This is a genomic window from Marinobacterium stanieri (genome assembly GCF_900155945.1).
GTDB lineage: Bacteria > Pseudomonadota > Gammaproteobacteria > Pseudomonadales > Balneatricaceae > Marinobacterium > Marinobacterium stanieri.
Window position 1 is genome coordinate 255,141 of record NZ_FTMN01000007.1, and the last position, 13,955, is coordinate 269,095.

Annotated in this window: 14 protein-coding genes; 9 read left to right on the forward strand and 5 right to left on the reverse strand. The window is 56.0% G+C overall.

The genetic code is table 11. The annotated features are described in order from the left end of the window. Window positions 1-131: 131 nt before the first annotated feature. A complete protein-coding gene (locus tag BW956_RS15950) occupies window positions 132-1,862 on the forward strand; it encodes a DEAD/DEAH box helicase (RefSeq protein ID WP_076464136.1) in 1,731 nt (576 codons plus the stop codon). Window positions 1,863-1,943: 81 nt separating this feature from the next. Here the strand turns inward: BW956_RS15950 and BW956_RS15955 are convergent, their stop codons facing one another. Further along, window positions 1,944-2,858 carry a LysR family transcriptional regulator ArgP gene (locus BW956_RS15955; RefSeq protein WP_244894382.1) on the reverse strand — a complete coding sequence of 305 codons (915 nt, stop codon included), beginning with the start codon at window positions 2,856-2,858 and terminating at the stop codon, window positions 1,944-1,946. A 123-nt stretch (window positions 2,859-2,981) separates the two neighbouring features. Here BW956_RS15955 and BW956_RS15960 point away from each other — a divergent pair, with 123 nt between their 5' ends. Next, entirely contained in the window at window positions 2,982-3,608 is a 627-nt protein-coding gene (locus tag BW956_RS15960; RefSeq protein WP_076464138.1) for a LysE/ArgO family amino acid transporter, read from the forward strand. A 233-nt stretch (window positions 3,609-3,841) separates the two neighbouring features. Next, window positions 3,842-5,023: a formate-dependent phosphoribosylglycinamide formyltransferase gene (gene purT / locus BW956_RS15965; RefSeq protein WP_076464141.1), complete on the forward strand. Its 1,182-nt coding sequence runs from the start codon at window positions 3,842-3,844 to the stop codon at window positions 5,021-5,023. On the opposite strand, the gene BW956_RS15970 is transcribed toward purT, so the two are convergent. Beyond that, window positions 5,024-5,323: a hypothetical protein gene (locus BW956_RS15970; RefSeq protein WP_010322454.1), complete on the reverse strand. Its 300-nt coding sequence runs from the start codon at window positions 5,321-5,323 to the stop codon at window positions 5,024-5,026. A 66-nt stretch (window positions 5,324-5,389) separates the two neighbouring features. Then, the gene (locus tag BW956_RS15975) at window positions 5,390-5,671 is read right to left on the reverse strand and encodes a GIY-YIG nuclease family protein (protein ID WP_175612032.1); all 282 of its coding nucleotides are present in this window, start codon (window positions 5,669-5,671) and stop codon (window positions 5,390-5,392) included. 73 nt (window positions 5,672-5,744) lie between these two features. Here BW956_RS15975 and nhaD point away from each other — a divergent pair, with 73 nt between their 5' ends. Next, a complete protein-coding gene (gene nhaD, locus BW956_RS15980) occupies window positions 5,745-6,986 on the forward strand; it encodes a sodium:proton antiporter NhaD (protein WP_076464144.1) in 1,242 nt (413 codons plus the stop codon). Between the two features lie 20 nt (window positions 6,987-7,006). On the opposite strand, the gene cysG is transcribed toward nhaD, so the two are convergent. Together cysG and BW956_RS15990 are read right to left on the reverse strand one after the other, a co-directional pair. Beyond that, the gene (gene cysG / locus BW956_RS15985; protein WP_076464147.1) at window positions 7,007-8,404 is read right to left on the reverse strand and encodes a siroheme synthase CysG; all 1,398 of its coding nucleotides are present in this window, start codon (window positions 8,402-8,404) and stop codon (window positions 7,007-7,009) included. Between the two features lie 97 nt (window positions 8,405-8,501). Further along, on the reverse strand, window positions 8,502-8,879 hold the full coding sequence (locus tag BW956_RS15990) for a glutaredoxin family protein (RefSeq protein ID WP_010322458.1): 378 nt from the start codon (window positions 8,877-8,879) through the stop codon (window positions 8,502-8,504). Between the two features lie 177 nt (window positions 8,880-9,056). On the opposite strand from BW956_RS15990, the gene minC reads away from it, so the two are divergent. The 5 genes from minC to BW956_RS16015 all read left to right on the forward strand — a co-directional run bounded on the left by minC (window position 9,057) and on the right by BW956_RS16015 (window position 13,869). Beyond that, the gene (minC, locus tag BW956_RS15995; protein ID WP_076464150.1) at window positions 9,057-9,827 is read left to right on the forward strand and encodes a septum site-determining protein MinC; all 771 of its coding nucleotides are present in this window, start codon (window positions 9,057-9,059) and stop codon (window positions 9,825-9,827) included. Between the two features lie 34 nt (window positions 9,828-9,861). After that, window positions 9,862-10,674, forward strand: a complete 813-nt coding sequence (gene minD / locus BW956_RS16000; RefSeq protein ID WP_010322460.1) for a septum site-determining protein MinD — start codon at window positions 9,862-9,864, stop codon at window positions 10,672-10,674. Further along, window positions 10,674-10,922, forward strand: coding sequence for a cell division topological specificity factor MinE (minE, locus tag BW956_RS16005; RefSeq protein WP_010322461.1), 249 nt, complete (start codon window positions 10,674-10,676; stop codon window positions 10,920-10,922). Before minD ends, minE begins: the two co-directional genes overlap by 1 nt. 247 nt (window positions 10,923-11,169) lie before the next feature. Beyond that, complete coding sequence (locus BW956_RS16010) at window positions 11,170-11,406, forward strand: hypothetical protein (RefSeq protein ID WP_076464153.1); 237 nt, start codon at window positions 11,170-11,172, stop codon at window positions 11,404-11,406. 372 nt (window positions 11,407-11,778) lie between these two features. Continuing rightward, window positions 11,779-13,869, forward strand: coding sequence for a methyl-accepting chemotaxis protein (locus BW956_RS16015; protein WP_076464155.1), 2,091 nt, complete (start codon window positions 11,779-11,781; stop codon window positions 13,867-13,869). Window positions 13,870-13,955 lie beyond the last annotated feature (86 nt).

The window sequence follows — 13,955 nt, forward strand, 5'->3', positions numbered from 1 at the left end:
ATTTCAGTGGACCTTACCCCGGGGTTAGAGTATAATTTGCGCCTTATTCAAGGCAGCACCGCGCTTTTATCAAATCAGACACGCGCATCTCTGTTGCCTCCTCTAAAAAAGACCCAGGTGTAACTCACAGCATGTCCGACACTGATACCAGCCCCGCCAACTTTGGCGATTTGGGACTGTCTACTCCTATTCTTAACGCACTGGCCGATGTTGGCTACGAAACGCCTTCACCGATTCAGGCGCGGAGTATTCCGCCTCTGCTCGAGGGCCAGGATCTACTTGGTATGGCGCAAACCGGTACCGGTAAAACCGCTGCCTTTGCCCTGCCCCTGCTACAACGTATTGATACTACCGCTACTCACCCGCAACTGCTGGTATTGGCGCCGACTCGTGAACTGGCGCTGCAGGTTGCGACTGCCTGTGAAAAGTACTCCAAGCACCTGCCGGGCCTCCGCACCCTCTCCATCTATGGTGGTCAGGGCTACGACAGCCAGATCCGCGGCCTGCGCCGTGGTGCCCAGGTTATCATTGGCACCCCGGGCCGTGTAATGGATCACATTCGCCGTGGCACCCTGCAGCTGGACCGTCTGCAGTCACTGGTTCTGGATGAAGCTGACGAAATGCTGCGCATGGGCTTCATCGACGATGTCGAGTGGATCCTCCAGCATACTCCGGCCCAGCGCCAGATCGCACTGTTCTCGGCCACCATGCCGCAGGCGATCCGTCACATTGCCGAAAACTACCTGCAGGAACCGGCGGTCATCAAGATCAAGGCACAGACCGCCACTGCCAGCACCATTCGTCAGCGTACCTGGACAGTTCGCGGCATGAGCAAGACTCAGGCCCTGACCCGTATCCTGGAGCTGCACGAGCATGAAGCCGCGCTGGTGTTCGTACGCACCAAGACGGCTACAGAATCTCTGGCTGAAGAATTGAATCAGGCAGGCTTCCCGGCAGCAGCCCTGCACGGTGATATCGCTCAGGCACAGCGTGAGCGCATCGTCAGCAAGCTGAAGAAAGGCGAGCTGGACGTGGTAATCGCCACCGACGTTGTGGCACGCGGCCTGGACGTTGAGCGTATCAGCCACGTAATCAACTATGACATCCCCTACGACACCGAGTCGTACATCCACCGTATCGGCCGTACCGGCCGTGCCGGACGTGAAGGTGATGCCATCCTGTTCGTGACCAACCGTGAGCAGCGACTGCTGAAGCAGATCGAGCGCGCCACTCGCCAGCCACTGGACAAACTGGAGCTGCCGACCGCCAAGCAGATCAACGCTCTGCGCGCCGAGCGCCTGCAGCAGAAGATTCTGGCTGCTGCCGAAAGCGCCAAGCTGGACGAATACATGCCGGTTATCTGCGCCCTGCAGGAGCAGTCCGAGCTGACCGCAGAGCAGCTTGTTGCGGCTACGCTGGCGTATATGCACAAGGATAAGCCCTTGTGGATGAACGAAAACGAACCTGATCCCAACCGTCCTGCGCCGCGTGAGCGTATGGACCGCGGTGATCGTGGTGATCGCGGCGACCGTCCGCGCCGCAACCAGCGCAACGAGCCGGTAGCTGACGGCATGGAGCGCTACTGGATTGGTGTTGGCCACCAGCACGGCGTGAAGCCGGGCAATATTGTCGGTGCCATTGCCAACGAAGCCGGTATCGAAAGCCGCCAGATCGGCCGCATCAACATCGCTGAAGAATTCAGCTGCGTTGACCTGCCGTCAGGACTGGACAACCAGCAGATGCAGACACTGAAACGTGCCCGCGTGTGCGGCCAGCGCCTGGAAATCCGCCCCTGGCAGGAAAAAGGCGGTGCTCCTCGCCGTCCGCGCAAAGGCGCTCCACGCCGCCCGGCACGCGACTAAGCCTGCCTGACGCTGCCGCATCTCCCAGGATCTGAATGATCCAGGATGCGGCAGCATCTTCTCTCCCTTCCCTTCCTCGTTTCAGTCTGGATGCGTCAACTGCGCATGCTGGTCAAATGAGTCCAACTGTTTTTCCGCTTCAAAGACCACTGCGTCGGTCAGTGCTCGAATCAATCGAGACCCCAGATTCCATACATGCCAATACAAGGGCACGGCCAGATAGCGCCCCGGCGTCATATCAACAGCCAGACCCTGCTCGATAAGCGGCTGCCCCTGCTGATCCGGTAACATGCCACAGGCCAGACCACGCTCGATAATGCCGCAGAACATCTGTGACGAGGGAATGCGGTGACGAGGGTATTCATGCGGCCCCAGGCCAAAGTACTGCTGCAGATACCGGTTCTGAAGTTGATCCTTATGACTGAACTCCGCTACAGGCGCACGACGGAACCCCTCCGCCACAACACCCTCCGGGAAGTAGCGCTGCAGATACTCCGGGCTTGCCAGCGAACGATAGGGCACCACTCCCAGGGGTACACACTGACAGCCCGGTATCGCCTTGCCAGACGCCGTGATGCAGCCGACCACCTCGCCATCCTTCAGCAGCTGCTGGGTCACATCCTGATCATCCACCTTGAGGTCCAGCAACAGACGCTGCTCGTGCACCAGCTGAGCCACGGCATCGGGAAACCAGGTTTCCAGGCTGTCGGCATTAAGCCCGATCGAGAGAGTGGTAAAACCCTGCGCATCCTGTTGGGACAAGTCCTGTAACAACTCATCTTCCAACAGACTGAGCTGGCGGTAGTATCTGAGGATTTTTTGCCCTGTTTCTGTGGCCTGGACCGGAACCGTTCGCTTCACCAATACTTGCCCCAGACGCTGCTCCAGCTGCTTTATGCGCTGGGAAACGGCCGACTGAGTGACAAAAAGCCGCTGAGCCGCGCGCTCGAAACTCTGTTCCTCTACCACCGCTGCAAGCGCAGCCAGTTGACGCATATCGAACATCATTAGCCATACTAATCATTAATTAAAAAGATTAGTTTTACTTACAATCGCTTCACACGCAACATGGCCCGCCTGAACCCGACCCCTAATGCCTTACTGGAGAGAGACACCGCCATGACCCCACTACTGACTGTTGAAATGCTTGCCTGGAGCAAGGGCCTGGCCACAACGGCCGGGTTGATCATGGCGATCGGTGCCCAGAATGCCTTTGTACTCACACAGAGCCTGCGCCGTGAGTTTCACTGGCCCATCGCCCTGACGTGCATGCTGTTTGATGTGATTCTGATTACCGCGGGCGTAGTTGGTCTGGGTGTCCTGTTCAACCAGTCGCCGCTGCTGCTGGAAGTTGCCCGCTGGGGCGGTGCCCTGTTCCTGTTCTGGTTTGGTCTGCAGGCAGCACGCCGTGCGCTCGACAGCAAGAGCCTCACCACCGGAGGCGGCAATGTCCGCAGCCTGCGCAGCGCCCTGCTGACCACAGCTGCTGTTACCCTGCTGAACCCGCACGCCTACATCGATACCATCGTGTTGATTGGCGGCATTGGTGGGCAATATGAACCTGACCTGCGCATCTGGTTTACCACCGGCGCCATCAGCTTTTCTGTCATCTGGTTCAGCAGCCTGTGCATTGGCGCACGCTGGCTGGCCCCCCTGTTCCGCAAACCGGCTGCCTGGCGCGTACTGGATGGCCTGATCTGTTTGATGATGTGGAGTATTGCGGTCAGCCTGCTGGTTGTACTCTAAGTCGGTAGCCCTATCTGCCGATATAAAGCGGGCTGCCCAATACGGGCAGCCCGACCAAGCCGCAAGTTTCCGGCCAAGGACCATACCTGGGGGTATGAGTCTTAAACCTGAGCACTAGCCTTGAACCTGAGCACTAGCCTTAAAACGACCTAAGTATAGTCGCCAGCATTGGCCTTACGGCTGGCACGCGCCCTATAATGCGTGAAACTTTTTCAACAGGGAGCAGCGCATTCATGACCACTTTGGGCACACCATTATCAAGCACGGCCACACGTGTCCTCATGTGCGGAGGCGGTGAACTGGGCAAGGAAGTCGTTATCGAGCTGCAGCGCCTGGGCGTTGAAGTCATTGTGGTCGACCGCTATGCCAACAGCCCTGCCATGCAGGTTGCTCACCGCGCTCATGTGATCTCAATGCTGGATGGCGAAGCTCTGCGCCAGGTCGTCGAGCAGGAACAGCCTCACTATATCGTGCCGGAAATCGAAGCCATTGCCACTGACACTCTGGCCGAGCTGGAACAGGAAGGCTTCACGGTTATTCCAACCGCGCGTGCCACCCAGCTCACCATGAACCGTGAAGGCATTCGCCGGCTGGCAGCAGAAGAACTGGGGCTGACCACATCGGCCTATCAATTTGCCGGTGACGAAGACGAGTTTCGCCAGGCCGTCGCCGCCATCGGCTACCCTTGCATCGTTAAACCGATCATGAGCTCATCAGGCAAGGGCCAGAGCACTCTGCGCAGCGATGACGACCTGGAGAAAGCCTGGCAGTACGCCCAGGAAGGCGGACGTGCCGGTGGCGGACGCGTCATCATCGAAGGCTTCGTTGATTTTGACTACGAAATCACACTGCTCACGGTTCGCCATATTGGCGGCACCAGCTTCTGTGATCCCATCGGTCACATTCAGGTTGATGGCGACTACCGCGAGTCCTGGCAGCCTCAGGCCATGACCGCCAAGGCGCTGGAGAATGCCCGTAACGTCGCGGAGAAAGTGACAACAGCTCTGGGCGGTCACGGCATCTTTGGCGTAGAACTGTTTATCAAAGGAGATGAGGTGCTGTTCAGCGAAGTATCACCCCGCCCACATGATACTGGCCTGGTGACACTGATTTCTCAGAACCTGTCAGAATTTGCCCTGCATGCCCGCGCTATCTTGAATCTGCCGATTCCGACGCTGCGTCAGTATGGCCCTTCTGCTTCTGCCGTGATTTTGCCGACCGGAGAATCAAGCCAGACCCGCTTTGGCAACCTGCAACAGGCACTGGCGACACCCGACACGGAATTGCGCCTGTTCGGCAAACCCGAAATACATGGTCGCCGCCGCATGGGCGTTGCCTTGGCTCTGGGTGAAGATATTGATGACGCGCGCCAGAAAGCACGCGCCTGCGCGCAGAATATAGACGTTAAGTTCTAATCAGCGGCGCGACTCGAACCAGGGAACCCGGCTGGTGCCGGCCGGGTGCCCATAGCCGGGATAGATCTTGTCTTCCCGTTTCACAAACCAGGGCGCACCCGTAACACTGCTTTGAGCATGGCCGTTCAGCGGAATCAACTTATCCTGCTGTACAACAAATTCGGCGTCGGATGACTTGCCCTCGGGATGGCCGTAGCTGCGGTATACCTTACGCCCGACACGTTCGTACCAGGGCTGAAATCCCTTACCGTCGGGGTGGGTATGAGTAGGAAAATATTGCTCTTTATCCTCTGCGAACATAACGCGACTTCACCGGATTCATGAATATGTCGCAATCATAACACACCGTCTTCATTAAGAGACACGTCAACCCTTAATGCAAAGCAAGCGTTTCTCATTTCGACTTAACTGTTTCAACTGATATTCTCGTTTGAGCGCACTGCTGCGATCATGACCGGCTTCATGCCACACCAGCTCGACGGGGCGTCGCGCGCGAGTATACCGCGCTCCCTTGCCCGCCCGGTCGCCATTATGCTCAGCCAGACGCCTGTCCAGGTCAGTGGTTACACCGGTATAGAAGGTGCTATCCGCACACTTCAGCATGTAGACCCACCATTGTTGCAATACTGGCTTGGTACTGTGTTCCATTTTACTCTGTTTAACCTACCCTGACCGGCGTAAAATCCTGCCTCCACATAATTTTGGGGGCTCGGTTCTACCGATGCAAATACTATTACTGACGATTGCAGGGCTCGCCTTCCTGATGATCGTTCTGGAAGATGTGTTCCACATCAACAAGGCGAAAACCACCCTATTCCTCGGCACCCTAGCCTGGTTATTACTTTTCCTCTTTCCTCAACACGGCCTCAACAGCCAGGACATTCAAGAACAACTCAACGAGAACATCCTCGAAATCGCCAGTCTATGGCTGTTCTTGATGGCCGCCATGACCTTCGTTGCCTTCCTCAACCATCAGGGCCTGATCGAAACCATGATCTACAAGGTGTTGCCGCAACGCCTGGGTGAGCGCAAGCTCATGTTTCTGGTGGCCGGCTTCGCCTTTTTCTTCTCCTCCCTGTCAGACAACATTACCGCCACCCTGATCTCGATCGCATTGGTATTGTCACTGAAGCTGGATGCCCGCAAAACACGCCGCTTCGCGGTTCTGGTGGTATTTGCGGTTAACTCCGGAGGGGTTGCACTGATCACAGGCGACGTAACCACCCTGATGATCTTCATGCAGGAAAAGGTCGCCATTGATGACCTGCTATGGCTCAGCTTGCCTTCACTGGTGAGCGTAATGCTGCTGGCCGGCATGCTGTCGATGCCCTTGAAGGGAGAGGTGGTGATTCACCCGACGCCGAGGCGGGATGACAAGGTCGGGATGGTGATCGGTCTTATCTTCCTGCTCACCATTTTGTCGACCATTGTGCTTAACGTGATTGCCGGCGTGCCGCCGCTGCTGACCTTCCTGTTTGGCCTTTCAATCATGTTCCTGGTGGGACGCTTGTGCTACAAGGATGACGAGCGCGAAAACCTGCTGGATTATATCCGCGTCATCGAGTTCGATACCCTGCTGTTCTTCCTGGGTATTCTGCTGCTGGTAGGCATGTTGAAAGAGATCGGCGTGCTGAATTCACTGGTACAGATTTACGATGTCCTGCCAACGACCGGTGCCAATTTCGTCATGGGCCTGCTCTCATCCCTGGTCGATAACGTACCGCTGACAGCAGCACTGCTGAAATCCAATATCGCCATGGATACGGCCAGCTGGCTGACACTGACTTACGCCGTTGGCGTGGGTGGCTCTCTGTTGGTGGTTGGCTCTGCAGCGGGCATAGTCGCCATGAGCAAGGTGAAGGAAATTACCTTCATCAGCTTCATGCGCTACTCACTGTATATTCTGATTGCGTATAGCGTTGGCTTTGCCGGCAGCTACCTGGTGGGCCACACCCTTCACTAAAAAGGACCGCCCCCCTGGTATCACACCAGAGGGGCCTTCTCACCAAACCAGGACAGATCCGACTGCAGGCTGACCACTTCCCCCACAATCACAAGTGCAGGCGCCGGTAACTGGGCCTCATCCTGCAAATCCGGCAGTGTTGCCAGTGTTCCCACCAGCACCTGCTGATCCTCAGCCGTTCCCTTGGACACAATCGCAGCAGGCGTATCAGCCGGCTTGCCATGAGCGATGAGACCCGCACAGTTTTGCCGCAGAGTATGCAGCCCCATGTAAAAGACGATGGTCTGGTTGGGGTGCACCAGTTCTGCGTAATTCAGTTCGGTGGTTCTGTGCTTGAGCTGACCGGTAATGAATTTGACTGACTGGGCATAGTCCCGGTGCGTAAGCGGAATGCCGGCGTAGGTCGAACAGGCACTGGCCGCCGTGATACCCGGCACGACCTGGAAAGGAACACCCGCCTTCTTAAGCTCGGCAATTTCCTCGCCACCACGGCCGAAAATAAAGGGATCACCACCCTTCAAACGCACGACCCGCTTGCCCTGCAGGGCATGGTCCACCAACAGTTTGTTTATTCCTTCCTGGGGCACGGCATGGTTGTCACGCTGCTTGCCCACAAACACCAGATCGGCATCGCGGCGGCACAGATCCAGAACCTCGGGCGAAACCAAGCGGTCGTACAACACCACGTCTGCCTGCTGCATCAAGCGCAGTGCCTTGAATGTCAGCAACTCGGGATCACCGGGGCCAGCACCCACCAGATAGACTTCACCCACCTGATGGCGGGCATTACCCTCTTCAATCTGGCGCTCCAACAAGGTTTCGGCAGACTCATCCTGGCCGGCAAATACGCGTTCGGCCACCTGCCCCTGCAGCACGGACTCCCAGAATACACGGCGTTCGTTCACACTGCCAAAGCGAGCCTTCACCTTGTCACGGAAGCGGCCCACCAGCTGCCCCAGACGGCTGTAGCCGGTAGGAATCCAGGTTTCCAGTTTGGCACGCAACAGGCGCGCCAGAACCGGCGACTGACCGCCCGAACTGATACCGATTACAATGGGGGAGCGATCTACAATCGCTGGAAATACGAAGGTACAGAGCGCCGGGCTATCCACCACATTGACCGGCACATTGCGTGCTACGGCATCATGATGGATACGCTCATTGAGGCCATCATCATCGGTTGCTGCCAGCACCAGCACTTTGCCGTCGATCAGCGCCGCATGGTATTCACCGATAATCACCTGCCCCTGATGCAGATCCAGCATCTCATGCAGTTCCGGTAATACAGCATGGGCAACACAGGTCACCTGTGCACCGGCACGGGTCAGTAGCCGCGCCTTGCGCAAGGCAACGTCACCGCCCCCGACCAGCAGCACGGGGCGTTGTTTCAGATCGAAAAAAAGCGGCAGATAATCCATGACTGAGGCTCCAGTACAGCATGTAGGATGCTCACACTATAGCCTCAAATAAGGTAATAAAAAATAATTTTTTTATAACTTATTTAGAATTTACCGCTCAGTGCGCGTCATCCAGCGGGAACCGCTTGTTCAGGAATGCCACGATATCGTCGGATTCATACATCCATTCCGTATGGCCATCCTGATGATCGATGCGCAAACAAGGCACTTTCATGCGGCCACCACCTTCGATCAGGTCCTGACGATGGCGGGCATCTCCTCGCACATCACGCAGTTCAAGCGGCAGGTTAAGGCGGCGCAGGGAGCGTCGCACCTTGACGCAGAAAGGACAGGTTGGCAGCTGGTACAGTGCGAAGCCTTGCAATGCTTCTTCCAGCTGCTGCAGCTGTTGCGGCGAGCGCTTGCCGCGACGAGGAAGGGTTAAACCATGCAGGGCCATGACAATCAGGCCCAATACCCAGCGAACGACTTTCATTATGCTTTCAGCTTCCGTTAAAACGCGATGGCGCAGTGTACTACAATGACCGGGGTCAAAAAACCGTATCGACAGGGCCCTGCGCTGTCAGCCAACCCGGTATCCATGCTAAGGTAGAGCGCTTCTCTTTTAGCGAAAACTCACGCATTCACAGGCGTTTAGCGAGAATAGAACACCATGGCCGATGCCAAACACCAGGTAGCCACCGATAACGAATTCCAGTTCAAGAGCACCCGTGCGTCATTGAATGAGTTGATCCTGACCTGTGACGATATCCAGCGTCTGGAACCCCAGCTTGAAGCGCACGCGGCCCGTGTACCCATGCTGTTCAGTCACATGCCGGTGATCCTGAACCTGCAGGCACTGGAAGAAACCCCTGCTTTGGAGCGGGTTAAAGCCTTGCTGGATTTGTGCCGACGCCTGTCACTGGTGCCCGTCGGCCTCAAGGCCGATCAGAATGACGCCCCGGAGCTCTGCCGCACCCTGCAACTGGCCGACTTCAGCCAACAGCGCAGCCGGCCTCAGGCGCCGGACGTTCCGGCAGCGGATGCTGAGCCCAAAGCCGAACCTGAGCCCAAACAAGAGCCTCAAACTGAACAAGAGCCCCAGCCGTCAGAACCTGTTGCCGCCCGTGTCGTCACCACCCCGGTGCGCTCCGGCCAGCAGATTTATGCCCGTGGCACCGACTTGATTGTTTTGTCTGCTGTCAGCGCCGGTGCAGAAATCATCGCTGATGGCCATATTCACGTTTATGGCCCCTTGCGGGGTCGCGCCATGGCGGGTGTAAACGGCAACACGGATGCCCGAATATTCTGCCAGAGCATGGAGGCCGAGCTGGTTTCCATTGCCGGCTATTTCAAAACCAGTGAAGACCTGCACAGCGAATGCTGGCAACAGCCCACACAGGCGTTGCTCAGAGGGTCTCGACTGGATACAGTTTCACTTTAATGAACCGCTTTTTCATCTTGATGGATATGCATGCATGGCTGAAATAATCGTAGTTACCTCAGGCAAGGGGGGCGTTGGCAAAACGACCAGTAGCGCCGCCATCGGCACCGGACTGGCCCTGCGCGGCTTCAAGACCGTTCTGATCGACTTTGACGTGGGCCTGCGTAACCTGGACCTGATCATGGGCTGTGAACGTCGGGTAGTGTACGACTTCGTCAACGTGATCAACCAGGAAGCCACGCTGAATCAGGCACTGATCAAGGACAAGCGTACCGACAACCTGTTCATCCTCCCGGCTTCACAGACCCGTGACAAGGATGCTCTCAGCGTTGAAGGCGTAGAAGCGGTCCTGAACGAACTCTCCGAGAGCTTTGACTATATTGTCTGCGACTCTCCGGCTGGCATTGAGAAAGGCGCCCACCTGGCCCTCTACTTTGCTGATACGGCAATTGTCGTTACCAACCCCGAGGTCAGCTCCGTACGTGATTCTGACCGTATTCTCGGTGTTTTGCAGAGCAAATCGCGCAAGGCTGAACAGGGTGAAACCGTCAAGGAGCATCTGCTGCTGACCCGCTACAACCCCAGCCGTGTTGAGGCCGGTGAAATGCTGGGTGTGGAAGATGTCAAAGATATCCTGGCCATCCCTCTGCTGGGCGTAATCCCTGAGTCCCAGGCGGTTCTCAAGGCCTCCAACCAGGGTATTCCGGTCATCATGGATGACGACAGTGATGCCGGCCAAGCCTATGACGATGCCATCGCTCGCTTCCTGGGTGAAGACCGCGACCATCGCTTCCTGAACGTGGAACGCAAAGGGTTCCTCAGCCGAGTATTTGGACGGAAGGGCTAATGGGTATTCTGAGTTATTTCCGACAAAAAAAGCCGACCTCGGCCAGTGTCGCCAAGGAACGCTTGCAGGTGCTGGTGGCCTACGAGCGCAACCAGCGCACTCAGCCTGAGTATCTGCCGCAGATGCAGAAGGAAATTCTGGCTGTTATCGCCAAATACGTGGATGTATCCACGGATGATGTGCAGATCAACCTGGATGAAGACTGCTCCATTCTGGAGCTGAATGTCACCCTTCCGGAAAAAAACTGACACATGCACAACGGGAGCTTACAGGCTCCCGTTTTCATTTCCACTTAGTCAATCTTAGTCTCCCTACGCCTTCTTACCGGTTGTTCCCCCTGGTTACACGGCTATTTGCCGCATCAACTCCCCGCTCACCCCCTCGAAATTCCAAACTAGTCCAAATGGACCATGCGCCTGTATCCATGCCGCTCTACTGTCTTGATCAAGAGCCCTGAGGCTCGACCCTAACCGATAAAAATAAAAGGGGCTGCACATGAACATCAACCGACACATTCCGGCGGTGGCTGCCATGGCCATAGCCCTTGGAGTACTCCTGCTGCCTGGCCTGAACAACCAGGCACAGATCTCTCACAACTGCTCAAACTGCTCCGCACCCATACAGGAACACAGCCAAAGGGACAGCCAGGCCGCGTTTGATATGGCGTATCAGTTGACCGAGCATGAAGCTCAGGCCCTGACCCGACTGGGCTGGATCAACGCCACCTACTAAGTGCCAACTACGGCGCTGATAACCGAAGCCCCTACGACCACTCCTGAATGGTCGTAGGGGTCTCTCTTTACCGAGAGACCTGGTCCATACACAGCGCTTGAGCTCACTTAATTTCCCTTCCTTAAGGCAGCTTCATTCCATTAACAGCCCTTTATCGTGCGACTGATTATCAACAACGCTTCATCTTCAGGATAAGTTGTAACTGTCCGCCAATAGCAGCATTACGGACTGCTCGACAAGAGGCCCATAATTCCCTATAACTTGTGCTGATAGCGGTTGAATATGGATTATTCGGCCCAACTAGCCCGAGTGCGACTCTAATTTCACGCTGGAATGCCTGATTTTCTTCGCTTCCCCGACCAGGAACGGACGATGAAAAACCTGTCCATCCGCTTCAAACTGTTACTTGGTTCCGCCGTTGCCATTTTGGTTTCACTGGGCATCGTCATTGCCCTCGCCTTAAGCTCCTACCAGTCATCAATCAACACCGCTGTTGATGATACGACCAATTTGATCAGTACCAGCGTGCAGGAAAAACTGGAACTGACCAGCGACCAAATTGCGGTCAGTATCCGTCAACGTCTGGAAAGTGGTTTTGACTCATCCTCAGCTATTGCCGGATTTCTGGGCTCAACCGCCAAAACCGATACACTGATATCACGCTCAGCCGTAAAAGAGCTTGTCAGAGCCAGCCTGGACGCCAATAAGAATGTGAGCTCGATGTATGCTCAATTCGAACCCAATGGCTACGACAGGTTTGACAGCATCTACAAAGGAGAACAAGCCCACAGTTCCAAAGAAGGTACCCTGGATATCTACTGGGTACGGGAAAACGGCGGTCTTACTTTCTACGCGACGGAATCCACGGAAAGTAAATATGATGAGACTATTAACGAGAGCGGCATTCGAGCATCAGAGTGGTACCTCTGCCCTCTTGAGACTGCGCAGAACTGTATGGTCGAACCCTACCTGTATGAAATCAGTGAAGGCAACTCTATCCTGATGACATCACTAACAGTTCCCATTATCAGCAATGGCAAGGTCGTCGGGGTTGCCGGTACAGATGTAAACCTGCCGGTACTGCAAGAAATGACTGAAGCCATGGCCCAGGAACTTTATCAGGGTCAGGCCAGCATCACGCTGCTCAGTGAAAAAAACCGCGTGATTGCGTCCAGCCGGTTCAAGAATGCTGCCGGCCAACCGGTTGAGTCTGTTTCGCGGGGCTTTATAAACCGAGTCAACAGCCAGTCAGCAGACTCCGAAAATTTTCTTCTCAACCAGGGCCTGTCCATCGCCAACGCTAACTGGCGTATCGTCATTGAAGTGCCCAAAACTGTAGCCCTCGCCGAGCTGCACCAGCTACAGACCAAAATGGAAGATAATCGCAGCAGTACTACCTGGGAACTGTTGACCATTGCCAGCGCGATTCTGCTGATCACGCTGATTGTAGTGAACCTGTTCATCTCCGGTATCACCAAGCCCCTGGCTAAACTGGGCGAGCGCATGCAGGCTCTGGGCGGTGCAGAAGGTGACCTGACACAGGAGCTGGAGTCGTTCAGTCATAAAGAGTTGAATGCGGTTGCCGATGGCTTCAACAGTTTTACCCGCAAGATTCGTGATGTGATTCATGAGCTGATCTCATTGTCCGCGCAAATGCAGCAAAGTGCCGCATCACTCTCGGCCAATGCCCAGCAGACCCGCTCTTCCACCGAAGAGCAGCAACAACAGCTACAGAGTGTGGCGACTGCCGCCAACGAAATGTCGGCTACCGCGACCGAGGTCGCCAACCTGGCAGGCCAAACGGCTCAGGATGCGGGTGACTCTGACAATGAGGTCAATGAAACGCGCTCAACGTTGCGAGAGACCGTCAATGAAATCGGCAATATGTCCCAGGCACTGGATGGCGCCTCTGACAGCATCGGCAATGTAGCCAAACGCAGCGATGACATCTACACCATCATCGAAACCATTCGCAATATTGCTGACCAGACCAATCTGCTGGCACTGAATGCGGCGATTGAAGCAGCACGTGCCGGCGATCAGGGGCGTGGTTTTGCTGTCGTCGCCGATGAGGTTCGCAGCCTGGCCAGCCGTACTCAGGAGGCCACCGGTGAGATCGATAACCTGATTTCAGCCCTGAAACGGGACGTGGATGACAGTGTTGATCGCATGCAGCACTGCCGGGACCGTGCCTCCATGACGGTTGAAGAAAGCCGCGCCAGCTATGACCGGCTGGAAAGCGTATCTACCCGCATCAGCTCGATCTCTGAAAACACCACACAGGTCGCCACCGCAGCCGAAGAACAGAGCATGGTGAACGAAGAGATCAACCGCAACATCACCATGATCGGTGATGCCGCCGACATGCTTGCGCAAACCGCCGGCCAGGTGTCGGTACTGGGTGAAGAGGTATCCGACAGCGCAGCACGGCTGGATCAGCAACTGGGGCGCTTCAAGGTCTAGCCGGATACAACACCGAGACTCCAGGGGCTGAATCAGCCCCTTTTTTTCGTCATGGCTGTACCGAGCTAGCAGGTTTTCACAAGAAA

Bases quoted from the DNA above. Each gene is read 5' to 3' on its own strand.
- BW956_RS15950 (WP_076464136.1), top strand. From the start codon at position 132: ATGTCCGACACTGATACCAGCCCCGCCAACTTTGGCGATTTGGGACTG.
- minD (WP_010322460.1), top strand. From the start codon at position 9,862: ATGGCTGAAATAATCGTAGTTACCTCAGGCAAGGGGGGCGTTGGCAAA.
- BW956_RS16010 (WP_076464153.1), top strand. From the start codon at position 11,170: ATGAACATCAACCGACACATTCCGGCGGTGGCTGCCATGGCCATAGCC.
- BW956_RS15955 (WP_244894382.1), bottom strand. From the start codon at position 2,858: ATGCGTCAACTGGCTGCGCTTGCAGCGGTGGTAGAGGAACAGAGTTTC.
- cysG (WP_076464147.1), bottom strand. From the start codon at position 8,404: ATGGATTATCTGCCGCTTTTTTTCGATCTGAAACAACGCCCCGTGCTG.
- BW956_RS15975 (WP_175612032.1), bottom strand. From the start codon at position 5,671: ATGGAACACAGTACCAAGCCAGTATTGCAACAATGGTGGGTCTACATG.
- minE (WP_010322461.1), top strand. From the start codon at position 10,674: ATGGGTATTCTGAGTTATTTCCGACAAAAAAAGCCGACCTCGGCCAGT.
- purT (WP_076464141.1), top strand. From the start codon at position 3,842: ATGACCACTTTGGGCACACCATTATCAAGCACGGCCACACGTGTCCTC.
- BW956_RS15960 (WP_076464138.1), top strand. From the start codon at position 2,982: ATGACCCCACTACTGACTGTTGAAATGCTTGCCTGGAGCAAGGGCCTG.
- BW956_RS16015 (WP_076464155.1), top strand. From the start codon at position 11,779: ATGAAAAACCTGTCCATCCGCTTCAAACTGTTACTTGGTTCCGCCGTT.
- minC (WP_076464150.1), top strand. From the start codon at position 9,057: ATGGCCGATGCCAAACACCAGGTAGCCACCGATAACGAATTCCAGTTC.
- BW956_RS15970 (WP_010322454.1), bottom strand. From the start codon at position 5,323: ATGTTCGCAGAGGATAAAGAGCAATATTTTCCTACTCATACCCACCCC.
- BW956_RS15990 (WP_010322458.1), bottom strand. From the start codon at position 8,879: ATGAAAGTCGTTCGCTGGGTATTGGGCCTGATTGTCATGGCCCTGCAT.
- nhaD (WP_076464144.1), top strand. From the start codon at position 5,745: ATGCAAATACTATTACTGACGATTGCAGGGCTCGCCTTCCTGATGATC.